Origin of the sequence: Halobacillus salinarum, from assembly GCF_022919095.1 — a bacterium.
GTDB classification, from domain to species: Bacteria; Bacillota; Bacilli; order Bacillales; family Halobacillaceae; genus Halobacillus_B; species Halobacillus_B salinarum.
The window spans coordinates 3978845-3996701 of record NZ_CP095073.1 but is presented as its reverse complement, the minus strand read 5'-3'; the positions used below and the strand labels follow the sequence as shown (position 1 = coordinate 3996701).

Sequence of the window (17857 nt, the reverse complement as noted above, 5' to 3'; positions counted from 1 at the left end):
TCTATTTGTTTATAGGAGGTAGGAACCTTGTCTCAACTTACTCACGATTGGGAAAATTTACAGGTGCTGCAACGCAGCCGCAAGTCTGAACGTGCTCATTTTATCCCATTTGAAGAAAAGGAAAGCGCCTTAACGTTCGATAGAAAAAAGGCTTCCTCATTTAAACTATTAAATGGGATGTGGAAATTTCATTATGCAGAAAGTCCTTTATCGGCACCCGATCAATTTTATAAGGAAAACTATGAAACTGGAAATTGGGATGATTTATATGTTCCTTCGTCCTGGCAGATGCACGGTTATGGGAGGCCGGCCTATACAAATGTTGTCTATCCATTCCCTGTCGATCCTCCTTATGTGCCGAGTGACAATCCAACCGGTTCTTATATCAGGGAATTCTGGCTTTCTGAAGAATGGATGGATAAACAGGTGACGATTCGTTTCGAAGGGGTGGACAGTGCTTTCCATCTTTGGCTGAACGGTAAGGAAATCGGCTATAGTCAGGGAAGTCGTACACCTTCTGAGTTTGACCTCACTTCCTATATGAGGGAAGGGCAGAATAAACTGGCTGTACGTGTCTACCAGTGGTCAGATGGTTCTTACATTGAAGACCAGGATATGTGGTGGCTCAGCGGGATATTCAGGGACGTATACTTGCTCGCTGCTCCTAATGTACATATCGAGGATTACTTTGTGAAAACGACTTTTGATGAAAATTACGAGCATGCGACGCTCCAGGTGGAAGCAGTCGTTGAAAATGCAAGTGATACCGATGTTTCCGGTTATAAGCTTGGGTATCAGTTACTGAATGAGAAAGGCAAGCTTACGCTGGATCAGGAAAGTGCCGGCATCTCCATTCCTGCCGGCAGTAAAAAAAAGCTCGTACAATCGTTTCAGGTCCACCATCCACTCAAGTGGTCGGCAGACGCTCCTTACTTATATCGCTTGCTGCTTTCCTTAACAAAAGACGGAGAGTTGAGTGAAGTCATCCCGTCTAAAGTAGGATTCAGATCCGTGGAGTTAAGAGATGGTTTGTTTTTAGTGAATGGAAAAGCAATCAAGCTGAAGGGGGTAAACCGCCATGATCACCATCCAGATTTAGGTCGTGCTGTCCCTTTGGAATGGATGGAGGAAGACGTGAAGCTGATGAAACAGTACAATATCAATGCTGTTCGGACGGCTCACTATCCGAATGATCCCCGATTTTATGATTTGTGTGATGAATATGGATTATATGTCATCGATGAAACTGACCTGGAATGCCACGGGTTTGATGTGATCGGTAAATGGGATGCTCTGAGCGATGATCCTGAGTGGGAAGCTGCTTACCTGGACAGAATCAAGCGGATGGTGGCCCGGGATAAGAACCACCCTTCGATCATTATGTGGTCGCTCGGAAATGAATCCGGCTTTGGCCGTAACCACGTGGCTATGGCAGAGTGGGTAAGAAAATTTGACGATACGAGACTTACTCATTATGAAGGTGAATGCCGCGCCATAACAAGGTCGGAAAGCAACTATGATCCCAAGAGAGACCCGGAAGCGTCTGATGTGTTTACAACGATGTACACCTCAGTGGAAGTCATGGACGCTCTCGGCCGGCGTGACGATTTAACAAAGCCTCACATTTTGTGTGAGTATGCACATGCCATGGGGAACGGTCCAGGAGGTCTCAAGGAATATTGGGAGACCTTTTACAACTATGATCGCCTCCAAGGCGGATTTGTCTGGGAATGGCTGGATCACGGCATCAGACAGGTCACTGCATATGGCCGGGAGTACTTTGCGTACGGAGGAGATTTTGGTGAAGAACCGAACGATTCCAATTTTGTCATCGATGGACTCGTGATGGCTGACCATACACCTTCTCCTGCACTGATAGAATACAAAAAAGTTATAGAGCCGGTGCTCGTGGAAACAGTGGATTTAGAAAAAGGAAAGGTGAAAGTCACCAACCGTTATGATTTTATTTCGCTTGATCATTTGCATGCTGTCTGGTCCATCCAAGCAGCTGGGAGGACTACGGCAAGCGGCGAATTGTCATTGAAGGACCTGGAAGCTCAGTCGAGTCAAGTGTTTGAATTGCCCTATGATCTCACCCAATTTCATGGGACTTATGAAGATCATTGGTTGAATCTTCATTTCACGCTTCGTGAGCCTGAAGCGTGGGCTCAAACCGGCCACGAGGTAGCCTGGGCACAGTTTGAACTGCCGGTCCAGAGAGGCGAATCTGTAGAGGATGCTGTTTCTACTTTTCGGCCACTAAAGGTAGAAGAATCCAACCAAAATCTAGTTGCTTTTGGCGAGGATTTTGTAGTCCGTTGGGAGAAACAGTCCGGGATATTAGCTGAATGGAACGTTCAGGGAATGGATCTGATTCGAACAGGCCCGAGTTTGAATCTATGGAGGGCACCGATTGACAATGATTTATGGGCACAAGTGCATTGGAAGGATATCCCTTCTATTAAAGAGTGGAAAGAATCAGGCCTGAACCGTCTTCAAGAGCGGATTGATTTTGTTACTCATCAATCTCTAGGAGAACATGAGCTTGAGGTTAAGGTGGGGGTTCGTGTGGCCCCGCCGGTTCTGGACTGGGGGATAGCCGCTACCTATACGTATGTGGTTCATGCAGACGGGGCAATGGATATCGACATAAAAGGTGAACCTTATGGAAAGCTTCCGCAGACCTTCCCGAGAATAGGTGTAAAGCTGGAAGTTCCAGCGATGCTTAATCATGTGACCTGGTATGGACGTGGTCCTGGTGAATCGTATGTAGACAGCAAAGAAGCAAACGCTGTCGGGGTGTGGAAGAAAAAAGCAGAGGAATTTTATACGCCCTATGTTTTTCCACAGGAAAATGGCAGCAGACACGAAGTCCGCTGGGCTGAGATGAGTAATCAGGCAGGAGCGGGCTTACAGTTCCAAGGAAAACCGAGTTTTGATTTCAATGCCCAGTATTATACACAAGAAAACTTGGAGCAAGCCAAGCATACTTACGACTTAGTCAAACAAGAGTTCTTAACAATTCTGATTGATGACAGGCAGCATGGTTTGGGTTCAGCTAGCTGTGGACCGGACGTTCTGGAGAAGTACCGGTTGAAAAGCGGACCTTTCCAGTTTGGGTTTCAAATGAAGCCCACTAAATAAAAGAACTGCCACTACTTCAAGACTTCACATCCAGACTGCCTGCTCCCTGTCCAGTACAGGATGGAGGCAGTCTTCCTTTGTATGCAGAATGGATCGTTAAGGAGGTGAACTTGCCGGTTTAAGAAGGGGATGCCAGTCTTTTGAACGAAACTCTTTGAAAAGGAGATAGACTGTCTATGAAATTGACACGTGTAGTTCGCCTGTTAACCTTATTGGCCATACTTTTTTCCATTGTCACTCCAGTCTCAGCTGACCGGTCTCCTGCTGTAAAGATCAAAGGCGGAAATTTGACGATGGCTCCCGGTGAATTCTCTGTACTTGAATTTTCGTCGAGGCATAAAGAATGGATGAAAGACTACTCCTGGGAAGTCAATAAAGAGAATGTAGTGGAAGTCGATGAAAAAACGGGAAGAGTGGATGCGCTTGGTACAGGAAAAGCGATCATTACTTTGCACGGAACTTTTAGAAATGGAAAGGTTTTTAAAGACCGGGCTCTCGTACGGGTTAAGAGCAGAGGAACACCCATAGTCGCACCGGTTAAAGAGCTTCAAAACAATAACCGGCCTGATTTCATGATGGGAGCAGATGTGTCCTCCTTATATAGAATTATGGAAGCTGACAAGTCCTTTTATAATCTTCAAGGGAAGAAGTCTCATTTGTTTGACATTCTCTCTGAAAACGGAGTGAATTGGGTTCGTTTGAGAGTATGGAACGATCCTTATGATCCCTTCGGAAATCCATATGGCGGTGGAAACAATAATTTGGATACGACCATCGCTTTAGCTAAACAAGCAAAAGAACGGGGGATGAAATTATTTGTCACCTTCCATTACAGTGATTTCTGGGCTCATCCCGGCCAGCAGATCAAACCGAAAGCATGGGAAGACCTGAACGGGCAGGAACTTGTGGATGCAGTCGGAGATTATACAACGGAATCCTTAGAAAAAATGAAACAAGCTGGTGTGTATCCAAATATGGTCGGGATCGGCAATGAGACGAACAGTGATATTTTAGAGCAGTCGTTTCACCTCACTTCAGAGGGCTACATGAACCCGCAGGCTGTAAACATCTTGAAAGCAGGAGCAGCAGCGGTCCGCAGGACAGATCCAAATGCGAATGATCCCGAAAAGAAAACGCTCGTATCTTTCCACTTAGCAAACGGAAATAATACGTGGCTTTATGAAAGTTTTGCAAAAGCCATGGAAAAAAATCATGTGGATTACGATGCGATAGGAGCTTCTTACTACCCTTCTTGGCACGGGACGTATGATGAAGTGTTATCGAACTTGAATCATATAACAGAAGAGTACGGAAAATATGCCTTTATTGCTGAGACTGCCTATCCTTGGTCAATTAAGCAAAACGCTGGAGATGATACGCCGCAAAATTTTAAGCCGGGGGACGTGAGTACGGTTGGTCTGGCTGCTTCGGTTCAGGGGCAGTCCACAGCACTCAGGGAAGTCCTTAATGTTGCCGCAAGTATTAAAGATAAGAAGGGCCTCGGTGCTTTTTACTGGGAGCCCGCATGGCTGCCTGGTAATACAACAGGCTGGGCCACTCCTTATGGAACAGGCTGGGAAACGGCCGGGTTGTTTGATATCAACGGTTATGCCCTTCCTTCCCTGAAAACTTTTCAATTAGTCCGAGGAAACCAGTCCGTACCAAAAAGTGCTGACGAGTATGAATACGGCTGGGAAACAGAAGTGGTAATTAATGAAGGCGGCAGTCTGGAGCTGCCGGCAAAGATCGCAGCTGTAAAATATAATGGCATGATGGGTGATACAAAGCGTACCATTACCAAACAGCCTGTAGAGTGGAACCAAAGGGATGTGGCCCAAGTCGATGTTCATACTCCGGGGGAATATATCGTCTTTGGCAGTGTGGCTGGTAAAAAACATCATGCATTTGCTCAAGTTATTGTAAGAGAATCAGATTCTGCCAAGGCGGATGCTCCAACGTTCAGTGTTCCGGATGGCAGCGACGTGAATGTCGTTGATGGAGACGGCTATTCTTATTCCACAAGAGAGGTGGTCAGAGGCGGCAGTTACATTAAGCTCTCGACGAAGACACCAAATGCAGGAATCTATTTTACGCTAGATGGAGCAAATCCAATTGATGGAACGGGAGCTACAAGGCAGCTCGTAGGGGCTCCTTATATCAAACCGTATGATTCGATCCGGGTCTATGCGGGACCTATTCAAATCTCGCAAAATGTTAAGGTTCAGGCAGCAGCAAAAAGAACCGGTTACCATTATGTTTCCGGACAGTGGGGTTCAGAAAAGGACATCCTTGACTACAGTCCGGTAGTAAGTCACAGCTATAAAGCTGTTTATGATTACCGGAATGACCTTCTGTTTAACGGAGGATTTGAAACTGGAAATTTAAAAGGATGGAAGTTAAAAAGTAACTCAGAGAATGCTCAAGTCATTACCCCGAATGATTACGTAACCTATGCCTATGCCGGGGATCACTCTTTTAAATTTTCCCTTGATCAAGGGGATAGAATGAGTTTAAGCCAGAATGTGCACAGGATTCCTGATGGCGAATACAAGCTTACGCTATACGCAAGAGGAGATAATCAAACGTCAGATCAGACAGAGATGCGGCTATCCGCGTTTACAAAAGGAAAACGATATACGAGCCATGTTGAGACTGCAGTCGTTCCAGGAGGTAAAATGATTTGGAGAAAGTATTCGGTTGAACATATCAAAGTAAAAAATGGGCAGCTGAAAATTTCATTCGATGCCAGGACAAGCAGTGCTTATACAGGTTATCTTGACCATGTTGTGTTAGAAAAAATGTAGGTGCAGCTGACTCCCTTGTTATTTGTTTAGGGAAAGCAAGGGAGGGCCTTCTTACGTTTAACCTAATTTAAAGGGAGAAAGGTGATCATATGGAGAAGAGATTTCAACCAGTGAGTACTAAGGTTCCAAATATGCTGCATGGGGCGGATTATAATCCTGAACAATGGGAACAGTATCCGGATGTATTAGAAGAGGATCTTCGATTGATGAAGCTCGCTAATTGCAACGTCATGTCTGTTGGTATTTTTTCCTGGGGAAAGATTGAACCGGAGGAAGGCGTTTTTCGTTTTGAGTGGCTGGACAACGTCCTCGACAAGCTTGCCGAGAACAATATCTATGCGTTTTTAGCTACACCGAGCGGAGCTCGCCCGGCATGGATGTCCGAAAAATATGAGGAAGTGCTTCGAGTGGGTGCGAATCGGGTACGGAATCTTCATGGGCTGAGGCATAACCATTGTTATACTTCTCCTGTCTACCGTGAAAAAGTTTCAATGATGAACAGCAAGCTCGCAAACCGCTATTCCAATCACCCGGCAGTGATAGGCTGGCACATCTCCAATGAATATGGGGGTGAATGCCACTGTGATTATTGTCAGGAGGCCTTTAGAGGCTGGCTGAAAAATAAATATAAAACGCTCGATCAATTAAACCACAGCTGGTGGACGACGTTCTGGAGCCATACATATACCTCCTGGTCTCAAGTAGAATCACCAGCTCCGCATGGAGAAACAATGGTACACGGCTTGAATTTGGATTGGAAGCGCTTTGTGACCGATCAAACGCTGGATTTCTACAAACACGAAATGAAGCCTTTGAAAGCGGTCAATCCAGACTTGCAGGTAACGACGAATTTTATGGAAGCTTTTGAAGGACTGAATTACGCAAAATTTGCGGAGGCACTGGATTTTGTCTCGTGGGATTCTTATCCAACCTGGCATGATCAGGAGGGGATATTGAACAGGCTGCATGGGTAGCGATGAATCACGATATGTTCCGCTCTATTAAAGATGGCCAGCCATTCCTGCTCATGGAAAGTACGCCAAGCCTAACGAACTGGCAGCCTGTAAGTAAGCTGAAGCGACCGGGAATGCATTTACTTGCTTCTATGCAGGCGGTGGCCCACGGTTCGGATTCAGTACAATATTTTCAGTGGCGCAAGAGCAGAGGCTCAAGCGAAAAATTCCATGGAGCGGTAGTCGATCATGTCGGAAAGGAAAATACAAGAGTCTTTCAAGATGTTGCTGAAGTAGGAAAAACGCTTGCACAGCTCGATTCCATTGTAGGGACGACGGTAGAGGCCGAGGCTGCCCTGATCTTTGATACGGAAAACAGATGGGCAGTCAAGGATGCACAGGGACCGAGAAACGAAGGCGTTCACTATGAAAAAACAGTTGCCGATCATTATCAAGCGCTTTGGAAGCAGGGAGTACCTGTCGATGTTATTGATATGGACAGAGATTTATCGAAGTACAAATTAGTCATTGCGCCGATGCTGTATATGACAAAGCCGGAGGTTGGGAAGAGGATCGAGAAGTTTGTGACAGAAGGCGGCACATTCGTTGCGACTTACTGGTCCGGAATTGTTGATGAAAATGATCTTACACATTTAGGGGGCTTCCCCGGCCCGCTTCGGAAAACGCTAGGGATTTGGTCAGAGGAGATTGATGGTTTATATGACGGCCAGACAAACGCGATTAGAGTAGAGGGAAATCGTTTAGGATTCAGCGGAGAATATACGGCTTATGAGTTGTGTGACTTGATTCATTTAGAAGGAGCGGAAGCACTCGCCTATTATCAGGAAGATTTTTATGCGGGCCGTCCGGCACTTACCGTAAACGAGTTAGGAAGTGGCAAGGCTTATTATGTTGCTTCCCGCAATAAACAGCCGTTCAATTTAGATTTCTTGTCTCATGTAGTCGAAGATATTGGGATTAAAAAAGCGATTGAAAGTAAACTGCCGGAAGGGGTGTCAGCCCATAGCCGCACAGATGGAGAAAATGAGTATGTGTTTCTTATGAATTTCGGTGCCGAGACGCAAGTCGTGGAACTTCCGGAGGAGCGGTTTACTGCACTGGTTAACGGAGAAGCGATTGATGGGAAGCTGGAGCTCCCCTCCTTAGGATTGTCACTTTTAAAAAAAGAAATCAAATAAAAAGGTTTTAGAGGGAGGGATTTCATGTTACAAGCAAAAAATGGAGAATTTTATTTAAATGATGAACCTTTTCAAATTCTCTCGGGGGCGATGCACTACTTTCGAACCGTACCGGAGCATTGGGAAGACCGTCTTCAAAAATTAAAAGCACTCGGTTTAAACACCGTCGAGACCTATGTGGCCTGGAATATCCACGAGCCGAAAAAAGGCGAGTTCAATTTTTCGGGCTTGGCTGATGTGGAGCGGTTTATTCAGGTCGCCGATGAGTTAGGTCTATATGTCATTATTAGGCCTTCTCCTTATATTTGTGCAGAGTGGGAGATGGGAGGGCTTCCTGCCTGGCTTTTGAAGGAAAAGGAGATCACCCTTCGCAGCAGTGATCCTGTCTATTTAAGTCATATCGCCGAATACTATAAGGTGTTGCTTCCGAAATTCGTTCCTTATTTATATCAAAATGGAGGGCCGATCATCGCCATGCAAATCGAAAATGAATATGGCGCTTACGGGAACGATCAGGTGTATTTAAATTTTTTAAAGGACGAATATGTGAAGCATGGCATGGATACATTTTTGTTTACTTCTGATGGACCGGAATTTATAAAACAAGGCTCTCTGCCGGAAGTGACGACGACGTTAAACTTCGGTTCTAAAGTGGATGAGGCTTTTGAACAACTGGAAAGGATGAAGCCCGGATCCCCGAAGCTCGTTGCTGAATTCTGGATCGGCTGGTTTGATTACTGGACAGGGGAGCACCATACGAGAGATGCGGAGGATACAGCCCGCGTCTTTAAGGAACTGATGGAGAAAAAGAGTTCAGTGAACTTTTATATGTTTCATGGCGGTACCAATTTCGGCTTCATGAATGGCGCCAATCATTATGATAGGTATTATCCTACGATTACCAGCTACGATTACGATAGCTTACTGACTGAAAATGGTGAGGTGACGGAAAAATATCGCGCAGTCAAACGGATACTCAGTGAATATACGAACGTTCCGGCAGACTATGAAAGCAAGCTTACATCTAAATCCTATGGCACCGTTTCTATGCAGGAATCTGTCAGTCTGTTTGATGCACTTCATCAAATCAGCAGCCGGATCGAACACCTTGCCCCTCTTGCCATGGAAGACATCAATCAATCATACGGCTATACGCTTTACCGTACGGAAATCAACCGGCACGGCGAATTAACAATGGGGATTGATGCGATCCAGGACCGGGGGTACCTCTACATTAATGGACAGTTTCAAAAGACGGTGTATAAAAATGATGAAGAAAAGGAAATGACTCTTTATTTTCCGGAGGAGAGCAACACGCTGGAAGTGCTGGTGGAAAATATGGGAAGGGCGAATTATGGCGAGCACTTAGCCGATAAAAAAGGATTAGTTTATAACCCTTGGCTAGGGGAGCAGTATTTTTTCAATTGGGAAATGTACGCAATAGAATTAAATACTCTGCCTGAAGATTTCATTGGTTCAGGGCAGCAAAGGTTCCCAAAATTTTTCCGGAGCACCTTTGATGCGGAGGGAGTTCATGATACCTTCGTCGATTGTGAAGGATTTACAAAAGGGAGTATATTTATCAATGGCTTTCATTTAGGAAGATACTGGAACCCAGCAGGCCCGCAGCAACGACTCTATCTGCCTGGTCCTTTATTAAAAGAAAAAAATAATGAAATTGTAATCCTTGAGCTGGAACATACGGATACGGAAAATATTCATTTGTATGATAAGCCTAAATTAAGTAAAAAGTAAGAAAGCGGGTCCATCTGAAGCTTGCAGAAAACCTTCGGGTTTTTTGCAAGCTTTGTAATTTGGATTTGTTAGTTTAATTATACCCATGTGGGGTAACTATATTATTGCAAGATAATTTTAGGAGGTGTAGGAATGTCTCACGAAAAATACCAATCGCTAATCCAGACTTTACATGATTGTATGGAAGCATGTAACCATTGTTACAATGCTTGTCTTCAGGAAAATGATGTGAAAATGATGGCGGAATGTATTCGGTTGGACAGAGAATGTGCAGATTTCTGCGGTTATTTAGAGCAAGCTTTAGGAAGAGGTACACCGTTTGCAGAAGAATTAGCCAGTGTTTGCGCCAGGATATGTGAAGCTTGCGGAAATGAATGCAAAAAGCATGATCATGAGCATTGCCAGAAGTGTGCGGAGGCATGCTTTACATGTGCAGATGCTTGTAAAGGTATTGCTTAACTACAGTCTCTATGAAACGATTCTGCCCAAACCAGTAAAGGGTTTGGGTTTTTATTTTTCTAACCTGCATGCTACAAGATGATCACCCCGATTAAAATTAAACCAATATAAAAGAGTTTTCGTCTGCTTGCTGTCTCGTTAAATAACAAAATCCCGATAATAGTGGTGGAGACAATAGATGCACCTGACCATATCGCATAAGCAATTCCAACTTCCATATATTGAACAGCAACTGTGAGGAAATAAATACATAAACCAAATAATAAAAAAGAGAGCAAGCTTGGGATCCACCGGCGGAAACCGGCGGATTTTTTTACAGTGATTTGGCCAGCAGCAGCTAATAATAAGGCAGTAATTAAATAAATCACGATGAAAACCTCCGTCGATTATACTCTAAATCCAAATGATTGACGTTTAGTCCAACTATTCCCGTCAAGATTAGAATGACTCCTATCCATTTATGAATCGAAATGGATTCCCCTAAAAACAATATGCCGATGACCGTGATGAGTAAAGTTCCTCCACCAGACCAGAGTGCGTTCATTAATCCGAGTCCATGGTTTTTAGTAAGTAGAATATACAGGACCAGGGCAAGAAAATAGCAGACGATGACCATGATACTTGCGCTTAGGTTAGTGAAACCATTACTGGTTTTCATCAATGATGCTCCCATAACTTCTAATACAATTGAAAGTCCAAGCCAGGCGTATCTTCTCTGCATAATCAGCTTCCTTCCAGATGAATAGACTGCTGTTATTTAGAGGATAACGCGTTTTGGTGAGATCATGTAATATGCGTTTTTTATTTTCACATAACCTATGGTTATACTTAATAGTAGAAGTGAATCTATGTAGTTGCTTTTTCACTTTGGCTAAGGATGATAAAAAGGAGGAGGAAGTTAATGCTGCTTCACAAATTGAAGTATTTTATCGAAGTCACGAGGCAGAAAAGTTTTACGAGGGCTGCAGAATCCTTGTATGTTTCCCAGCCGGCCTTGAGCAAACAAATGAAACAATTGGAAGAAGAGCTTGGTTTCCTGGTATTTAACCGTTCCGTAAGAGGGGTGGAGTTAACGGAGAAGGGGCGGGCGCTTTATACCGACCTTCTGCCGCTTTTTACTAAAATTGATCAAACCATTCATCAGTATCTGCACCATGATAAAATTCGCTTCGGCTCGACACCTTTTCTAAGCAGTTATTTTTTACACAACTATTATGACAAACTTCAGTATACGAACTTTCACGTGACCGTCATTAAAGATGACAGCAAGGATCTGCTTCCTCTTTTACAGGCACGGGAAATCGACGCAGCGATTATTCAAGGTGTTCCTTCGTCCCCTCAACTGTACTCCACTTTATTATTTCAAGATGACTTTTTAGCGGCTGTTCCGGTATCTTCTCCTTTGGCTGCCTATGAAGAAATAACGTTGGAACAATGTATGAGTGAAACGCAAATTATTCCGCCAGCCGGACCACTAGCCAAGCAGATTCAAGAATATAGGCGCAATAGAAATTTTAAAGGAAACATTTTGGAAACCCACTATCATGCGATGGCTGGATTCGTATCCTTAGGAATTGGGGTGGCTTACCTTCCAGAAATAATGGTTAAGCAAATTGAGTTTAAAGGGGTCGTTTTTTTACCAATAAAAGATAAACCGCTGACAAGAAACATGTATTTGTATGCGGTCACACCTTCTATGCTTGAGTTTTTACTAGGGAAGTTTCATAACAATGATTCATGATGGTTCAATCATTGCCATCCAATTTTTGCTCTGATGACTTAATAAAAGGACGGAGGATCTGGCTTAGAACTTTTAAAAAATTGGCATGAGGTGAAGTGATTGCTTTTTCCACCATAGGGAGATGAAGCGATTTTGTGACAAGATCAAATTGATGGTCATTTAAGTGTTCAAGCGCATTTCGTAAAGTCAGTGAGTAGTGATAATCTTTCAATAACTGCTTAGACAGCTTTTCATAATCGCCTTTTCTGCAAATATCAAGAGCTGCGTAAATCCCGCTTAATATAGAGCTAGTCTGGCCAAAGCCTAAAAAAGGTGTGAGGGCTCCCAAGCAGTTTCCCGTAAAAAACGTATTTCCAATGCGAGGGTAACGGCACCTTCCCACTGCATAATCGTTGATGGAATACTCTTTCTCAAAAGATAGTTCCTGGTTTAACGTCTTTGAAACCGCCGCTTTCGTTTCTTTCCAAAAGCTCTCTTTATTTGTCATCCATTGCTTTCCATATTGAGGATAAACTAAGGCCAAAGTTGCTTCAGATTCAGAGTGTGGGAGGAGGTAAGCCATTCCTTTCGGAGCGAATTGATTGTTAAACCACGTGTGTACTTCCGTCTTGATGAAATTTCCGTGCACAATGGCTATGGAAAAAGTGGATGTAAACGCCGTTTCAAAGGGTTGAATATGCTCCGTATCACAAGGATCTCCCGAAGCTAAAATGATAGGAGAGTATTCTTCAGCTAGCTCTTCGTGTGTGACGTGATGGTTGTAGTGAATCGTTGTGTGATTCAGCTGAGAAGCCATTTGCTTTTCGAAAGACTGCTCATGCGTGCCGCGCATATTAATAAAACCTAAGTTTCCTTCTATAAAAGCCGATTCATTTTTAGAATGAACGTGTATCTTTTGGATATTTGTCATAGGTCGTAAATGAAGCTCATGATTTTCGGAAAAATATTTCACGGCATCCTTAATAGGGGCATGAATAACAGGCGTCATTAATTCAGCAATAGTCACCTGAAACCCAGCCTCCCGTTGTTTTTCATATATATCAGCCGAAATTCCGTGTTTTTCCAGTGTTAAAGCACAAGATAGTCCGGCAAGTCCGGCTCCTATGATGGCAACTTTCATGAATCCTGCCTCCTTCACTCTAGTTTTTGTAAGCTAGGGGCTTTTATTCTTGTGGAAACTAAGTATATGAGTACTGAAGACATAAAAACAGCCTTCAACTCTTAATTTAAGTTGAAGGCTTGTGTTTTTGTCTTATTTCACTCTTACTTCAGAACTGATTTGCAGGTTGTAAGGATCTGTGTGTGGATTCAACTTGTAAAGGTCATCTACGGATAGTCCTTGATGAAGATTAGCAATGCTGTAGAACGTGCTGCCGGGACGGATGGTGTAGAATTCTTTGCTGTAGCCATCACTTCTGCTCACTCTAACTTCCTGTCCGGGATGAAGGTTTCGAGGTTCAATATTAGGGTTCAAGTCATACAAATCCTTCAAGGTTACTCCTGCATGAAGATTGGCAATACTTGTCAGCGTGCTCCCAGGAGTTACTGTATGAAATGCTTCTGCAGGCTGGTAATTGTCCGCTTTTTCTCCTGTTTGAAAGGTGATTTCCGTTCCTATTGCGATGTTAGTTGCATGTAAACCTGGATTCCATTCGTAGAGGTCATCAACCGTTACATTTTCATACTGCTGCGCGATGCTCCAAAGTGTATCTCCTTTATCAAAAGTTATTGTTGTCTTCTCCGCAGACACCGTGCCTGCCCCGAAGCCTATTGTCATTCCTAAGGCTAACAATGGGGCAAGGATTTTTTCTTTTTTCATTGTTTACCCCTCCTAATAGGAATTAAAAGATCTTACATATATTGTTTTTCGGTTTGTGCTGTAATCTAAACGTAAAATTCACGTAATAATTGAAACAATGATTTCATAAGGCGCCTGAATATCTGGATTTGGAGAGGAGATCAAAAGCTTGAAATCAATAGATGTGTCCTTTTTATGAGAAGCTGTGGACGAGTTCAGTCAGGCTTCTCATTTTTTATCTAATCGTCGGAATTGAAGGAATTATTAATTTTTTCTGAAAAATCTCTGGTAATAGAAAGAATTTTTCGTTAGGATAATAAATATCGAAATAGATTGTATACAATTTTTGAATACAATGGTGGGAAGCTTATGACAATGAAAAAAAATAATGAAGAATTAGCGTATGAAAAGGTGAAACGAGCCATCATGCTTAAGAAATTGCATCCGGGGCAGAGAGTAACTGAGGAATGGGTAAGCAATGAACTGCAAATGAGCAGAACGCCCATTCGTTCAGCTTTTAAGCGTTTGGAAAATGAAGGTTTAATCAAATTGGTCCCCAATAAAGGAGCGGTTGTTTATAATCCTTCTAATAAAGAGCTTGATGATGTGTTTCAGCTGCGCATCGTTCTGGAAAAATATGCGGCACAGTTAGCTGTTGCCAGCATGTCGCAAGCGGATGTGGTTTACATGGAGCGGTTATTAGAAGAAGAGGTGGAGGCATATCAAGCGAAAGACTTTGAAGCCTTTATGCGGGTCAATGGTTATATCCACGTCTATCCCGCTGAAATCTCCGGCAATAATTTTTTGCTTGAGGAAATTAAGAAGCTTAATCAATGGTCGGATGGTTACCTCATTTTAAAGGATGAATTTTATACGGTGCCTTTCGAAGAAGTAAAGTCGATTCCGGAGCATAATCGAATCGTCGATGCTTTTAGAAAAAAAGATGCGGAAGAGATGTGCGCGGCCATAAATGCCCATCTGTTATCCACACTCAAGGATTTATCAGAACGCCATTCAATATTTCAATAATTTAAAGGGGGAAGAGGTATGACCAAACATGCTTTTATTAAAACGTCTTTGCCAGGACCGATTGCAAGTGAGCTGCTCGAACGCCGGCACAACATTGTCCCTGATGCGGTGAGCTATGGGGTTCCGACATTTGCAAAGGAAGCCGAAGGAGCAAAAGTTACAGATGTAGACGGAAATGTGTTTATTGATTTTGCAGGAGCCATCGGAACGATTAATGTTGGACACGGTCACCCCAGGGTGAAAGAAGCACTGCATGATCAAGTGGACAAGTTCATCCATACAGGATTTAATGTCATGATGTATGAGCCTTATATTGCCTTAGCGGAAAAGCTTGCTGCCCTGGCACCAGGCGTTCATAAGAAGAAAGTCCTGCTGCAAAACAGTGGAGCGGAAGCGGTGGAAAATGCGGTGAAGGCTGCTCGTAAGTACACAGGAAGACAAGCAATAGTTACATTCTCAAATGGTTTTCACGGGAGAACTTTAATGACGATGTCCATGACTAGTAAGGTGAAGCCATATAAATTTGAATTTGGCCCCTTTGCTCCGGAAGTTTATAAGGCCCAGTTTCCTTATCCATATCGCCGGCCGCAGAGTATGGACGAAGCAGAATATACTGCATACATGATCGAGCAATTCCAAGATTTTCTCCTGAAAGAAGTCGCTCCTGAATCGATAGCAGCAGTGGTTATGGAACCTGTGCAAGGGGAAGGCGGCTTTATTGTGCCTGACAAAAAATTTGTTCAAGCGGTAAAAAGCTTATGTGAACAGCATGACATTTTATTTGTGGCTGATGAAATTCAAACCGGATTTGGCCGTACGGGAAAATATTTCGCATCTGAGCACTTCGATATCGTTCCCGATCTGATTACCGTCTCGAAATCACTTGGCGCAGGCACGGTCATCAGTGGTGTGATCGGCAGACAGGAAGTGATGGATGCGGCCAATGCTGGTGAATTAGGAGGCACTTACAGCGGTAATCCATTAGGGTGCCGCGCAGCGCTTGAAGCCATAGATGTCATTGACGAAGAAGGATTGAATGAACGAGCTTCTGATATCGGGCAAAAAGTAAAAAGTAAGTTCCGGAGTCTTGCAGAAGAGTTGGATTGTATCGGTGATATCCGCGGTCTAGGAGCCATGGTTGCCATCGAAATCGTCAAGGACAAGCAATCGAAGGCCCCAGCCAAAGAAATCACTGGGAAAATGATTGCCGACGCACAACAGCAAGGACTCCTCGTTCTAGGAGCAGGGGTGTATGGAAATGTCATTCGGTTCTTAATGCCGCTGGTGATTACTGATGAGGAATTAAATGAAGGATTAGATATTTTAGAAGCTTCGATAAGGAAAGTTTGGCAGGATGTGTCCCAATATTCCGTTTAAAATGGGAGGAATTTTCTTATGAAAGAAAAAGGAAAGCTGAAAAAGGTACTATCCCGATTTGATCTGCTATTTCTCGCTCTTGGTGCGATGCTCGGCTGGGGCTGGGTTGTATTATCTGGAACCTGGATTTCTTCAGCGGGATCCATCGGGGCAGTCATCGCCTTTCTAATCGGTGGATTGCTAGTTGTATTCGTTGGACTCAACTACGCTGAACTGGCTTCAGCTATGCCTAAAGTAGGCGGGGAGCATGAATATGTTCACCGGGCACTTGGAGAAAATATGTCGTTTGTCGCATCCTGGGCAATTACCTTAGGTTATGTATCGGTTGCGACTTTTGAAGCAGTCGCCTTGCCGACGGTTATTGATTACTTAATGCCTAATTATGAAGCTGGATATTTATGGACGATCGCTGGATGGGATGTTCATTTAAATTGGGTGCTGATTGGTTCCATCGGGGCGATCATCATCACAGCGATCAATTATATAGGCTTAAAACAAGCCGCTGTTATGCAAACCATCTTTACGTTAATGATTGTTGCGGTAGGTCTGTTATTAATCTTTGGTTCCGGCCTCCACGGGGAACCTGCTAACCTGTCTCCGTACTTTGTTGGAGGGATGGGCGGCATCATGTCAGTGCTCGTGATGGTCCCATTTTTATTTGTCGGTTTTGACGTTATTCCTCAAGTTGCAGAAGAAGCAAACCTTCCTCAGAGGCAGATCGGAAAGTTTTTAATCCTTTCTGTAATTGCTGCAGTCATTTTTTACTTAGCGATTGCAATTGGAGTCGGCCTGGGACTTAATCAAGGCCAGCTTGCGGATACTGAGCTTGCGACAGCTGATGCGATGGCGAGTCTGTTTGGGTCGGCGATGTTTGCTAAAATCCTGATCGTTGGTGGTGTGGCAGGAATTATTACCAGCTGGAACTCCTTCATAATTGGAGGCAGCCGTGTTCTTTATGCGATGGCTCAATCGGGAATGCTTCCGAGGTGGTTCGGCAGGCTGCACCCTAAGTATAATACTCCCTCCAATTCCATTCTTTTTATTGGTTTGCTTTCGATGCTTGCCCCGTTGCTTGGCAGGTCGGCATTAGTGTGGATTGTTGATGCCGGGGGATTGGGGATCGTTACCGCCTATTTCTTTGTAGCTCTCGCGTTTATTACCTTGAGAAAAAAGGAACCTGATTTGGCGCGGCCCTTTAAGGCAGCCAAGTCCCCGGTTTATGGATATTTAGCTTTACTTTTAAGCTTTGGGTTTATCGTGCTGTATCTGCCAGGTATGCCGGCAGCGCTGGTTTGGCCGTATGAGTGGATTATGGTCGCCGGCTGGGCTTTACTCGGGATCTTCTTCTTTATAAAAATGCAGAGCGGGGCTTACAAAGAAGCGGTAGAAGATAAATCAGAAGCCTTGTAAGCGAGTAATGAATGTAATAAAAGCGTCTAATTACAAGAGCGATTCCTAATCGAATCGTTCTTTTTTTAGTGACAATTTTAGATGGTTACCAAACAAACTTTTTGTTAGGATGAAAAAAAGTTTGTTGACAAATGATTATTCACAGCGTAGAGTTTATGTAGATTAAATATTCAAAAAAAACTAATATT

Annotated in this window: 12 protein-coding genes and 1 pseudogene; 9 read left to right on the top strand and 4 right to left on the bottom strand. The window is 43.7% G+C overall.

Annotation, left to right across the window (positions count from 1 at the left end):
* The first annotated feature begins 27 nt into the window (after positions 1–27).
* From MUN89_RS20530 to MUN89_RS20510, 5 genes and pseudogenes are all read left to right on the top strand, one after another.
* Positions 28–3144: a beta-galactosidase, LacZ type gene (locus MUN89_RS20530; protein WP_244709987.1), complete on the top strand. Its 3117-nt coding sequence runs from the start codon at positions 28–30 to the stop codon at positions 3142–3144.
* 176 nt (positions 3145–3320) lie between these two features.
* Positions 3321–5948 carry a glycosyl hydrolase 53 family protein gene (locus MUN89_RS20525; RefSeq protein WP_244709985.1) on the top strand — a complete coding sequence of 876 codons (2628 nt, stop codon included), beginning with the start codon at positions 3321–3323 and terminating at the stop codon, positions 5946–5948.
* Between the two features lie 89 nt (positions 5949–6037).
* Positions 6038–8100 (top strand): annotated as a pseudogene (locus MUN89_RS20520) (beta-galactosidase).
* Between the two features lie 24 nt (positions 8101–8124).
* On the top strand, positions 8125–9855 hold the full coding sequence (locus tag MUN89_RS20515) for a glycoside hydrolase family 35 protein (protein ID WP_244709983.1): 1731 nt from the start codon (positions 8125–8127) through the stop codon (positions 9853–9855).
* Positions 9856–9987: 132 nt separating this feature from the next.
* On the top strand, positions 9988–10314 hold the full coding sequence (locus tag MUN89_RS20510; RefSeq protein ID WP_244709982.1) for a four-helix bundle copper-binding protein: 327 nt from the start codon (positions 9988–9990) through the stop codon (positions 10312–10314).
* A 71-nt stretch (positions 10315–10385) separates the two neighbouring features.
* On the opposite strand, the gene MUN89_RS20505 is transcribed toward MUN89_RS20510, so the two are convergent.
* Together MUN89_RS20505 and MUN89_RS20500 are read right to left on the bottom strand one after the other, a co-directional pair.
* Positions 10386–10682: a DMT family transporter gene (locus MUN89_RS20505; RefSeq protein ID WP_244709980.1), complete on the bottom strand. Its 297-nt coding sequence runs from the start codon at positions 10680–10682 to the stop codon at positions 10386–10388.
* Positions 10679–11035: a DMT family transporter gene (locus MUN89_RS20500; protein WP_244709978.1), complete on the bottom strand. Its 357-nt coding sequence runs from the start codon at positions 11033–11035 to the stop codon at positions 10679–10681. Before MUN89_RS20500 ends, MUN89_RS20505 begins: the two co-directional genes overlap by 4 nt.
* A 180-nt stretch (positions 11036–11215) precedes the next feature.
* Here MUN89_RS20500 and MUN89_RS20495 point away from each other — a divergent pair, with 180 nt between their 5' ends.
* Positions 11216–12055: a LysR family transcriptional regulator gene (locus tag MUN89_RS20495; protein ID WP_244709976.1), complete on the top strand. Its 840-nt coding sequence runs from the start codon at positions 11216–11218 to the stop codon at positions 12053–12055.
* Positions 12056–12059: 4 nt separating this feature from the next.
* Here MUN89_RS20495 and MUN89_RS20490 read toward each other — a convergent pair whose 3' ends face one another.
* Complete coding sequence (locus MUN89_RS20490) at positions 12060–13175, bottom strand: NAD(P)-binding protein (protein ID WP_244709974.1); 1116 nt, start codon at positions 13173–13175, stop codon at positions 12060–12062.
* 132 nt (positions 13176–13307) lie between these two features.
* Positions 13308–13874: a LysM peptidoglycan-binding domain-containing protein gene (locus MUN89_RS20485; protein WP_244709972.1), complete on the bottom strand. Its 567-nt coding sequence runs from the start codon at positions 13872–13874 to the stop codon at positions 13308–13310.
* A 348-nt stretch (positions 13875–14222) separates the two neighbouring features.
* Between MUN89_RS20485 and MUN89_RS20480 the strand changes: the two genes are divergently transcribed.
* Genes MUN89_RS20480 through MUN89_RS20470 form a run of 3 tightly spaced genes read left to right on the top strand, consistent with a single transcriptional unit; the run spans position 14223 to position 17669 of the window.
* Entirely contained in the window at positions 14223–14882 is a 660-nt protein-coding gene (locus tag MUN89_RS20480) for a GntR family transcriptional regulator (protein ID WP_244709970.1), read from the top strand.
* Positions 14883–14900: 18 nt separating this feature from the next.
* On the top strand, positions 14901–16259 hold the full coding sequence (gene gabT, locus MUN89_RS20475; RefSeq protein ID WP_244709968.1) for a 4-aminobutyrate--2-oxoglutarate transaminase: 1359 nt from the start codon (positions 14901–14903) through the stop codon (positions 16257–16259).
* An 18-nt stretch (positions 16260–16277) separates the two neighbouring features.
* Positions 16278–17669, top strand: a complete 1392-nt coding sequence (locus MUN89_RS20470) for an APC family permease (protein WP_244709966.1) — start codon at positions 16278–16280, stop codon at positions 17667–17669.
* Positions 17670–17857: the final 188 nt, after the last annotated feature.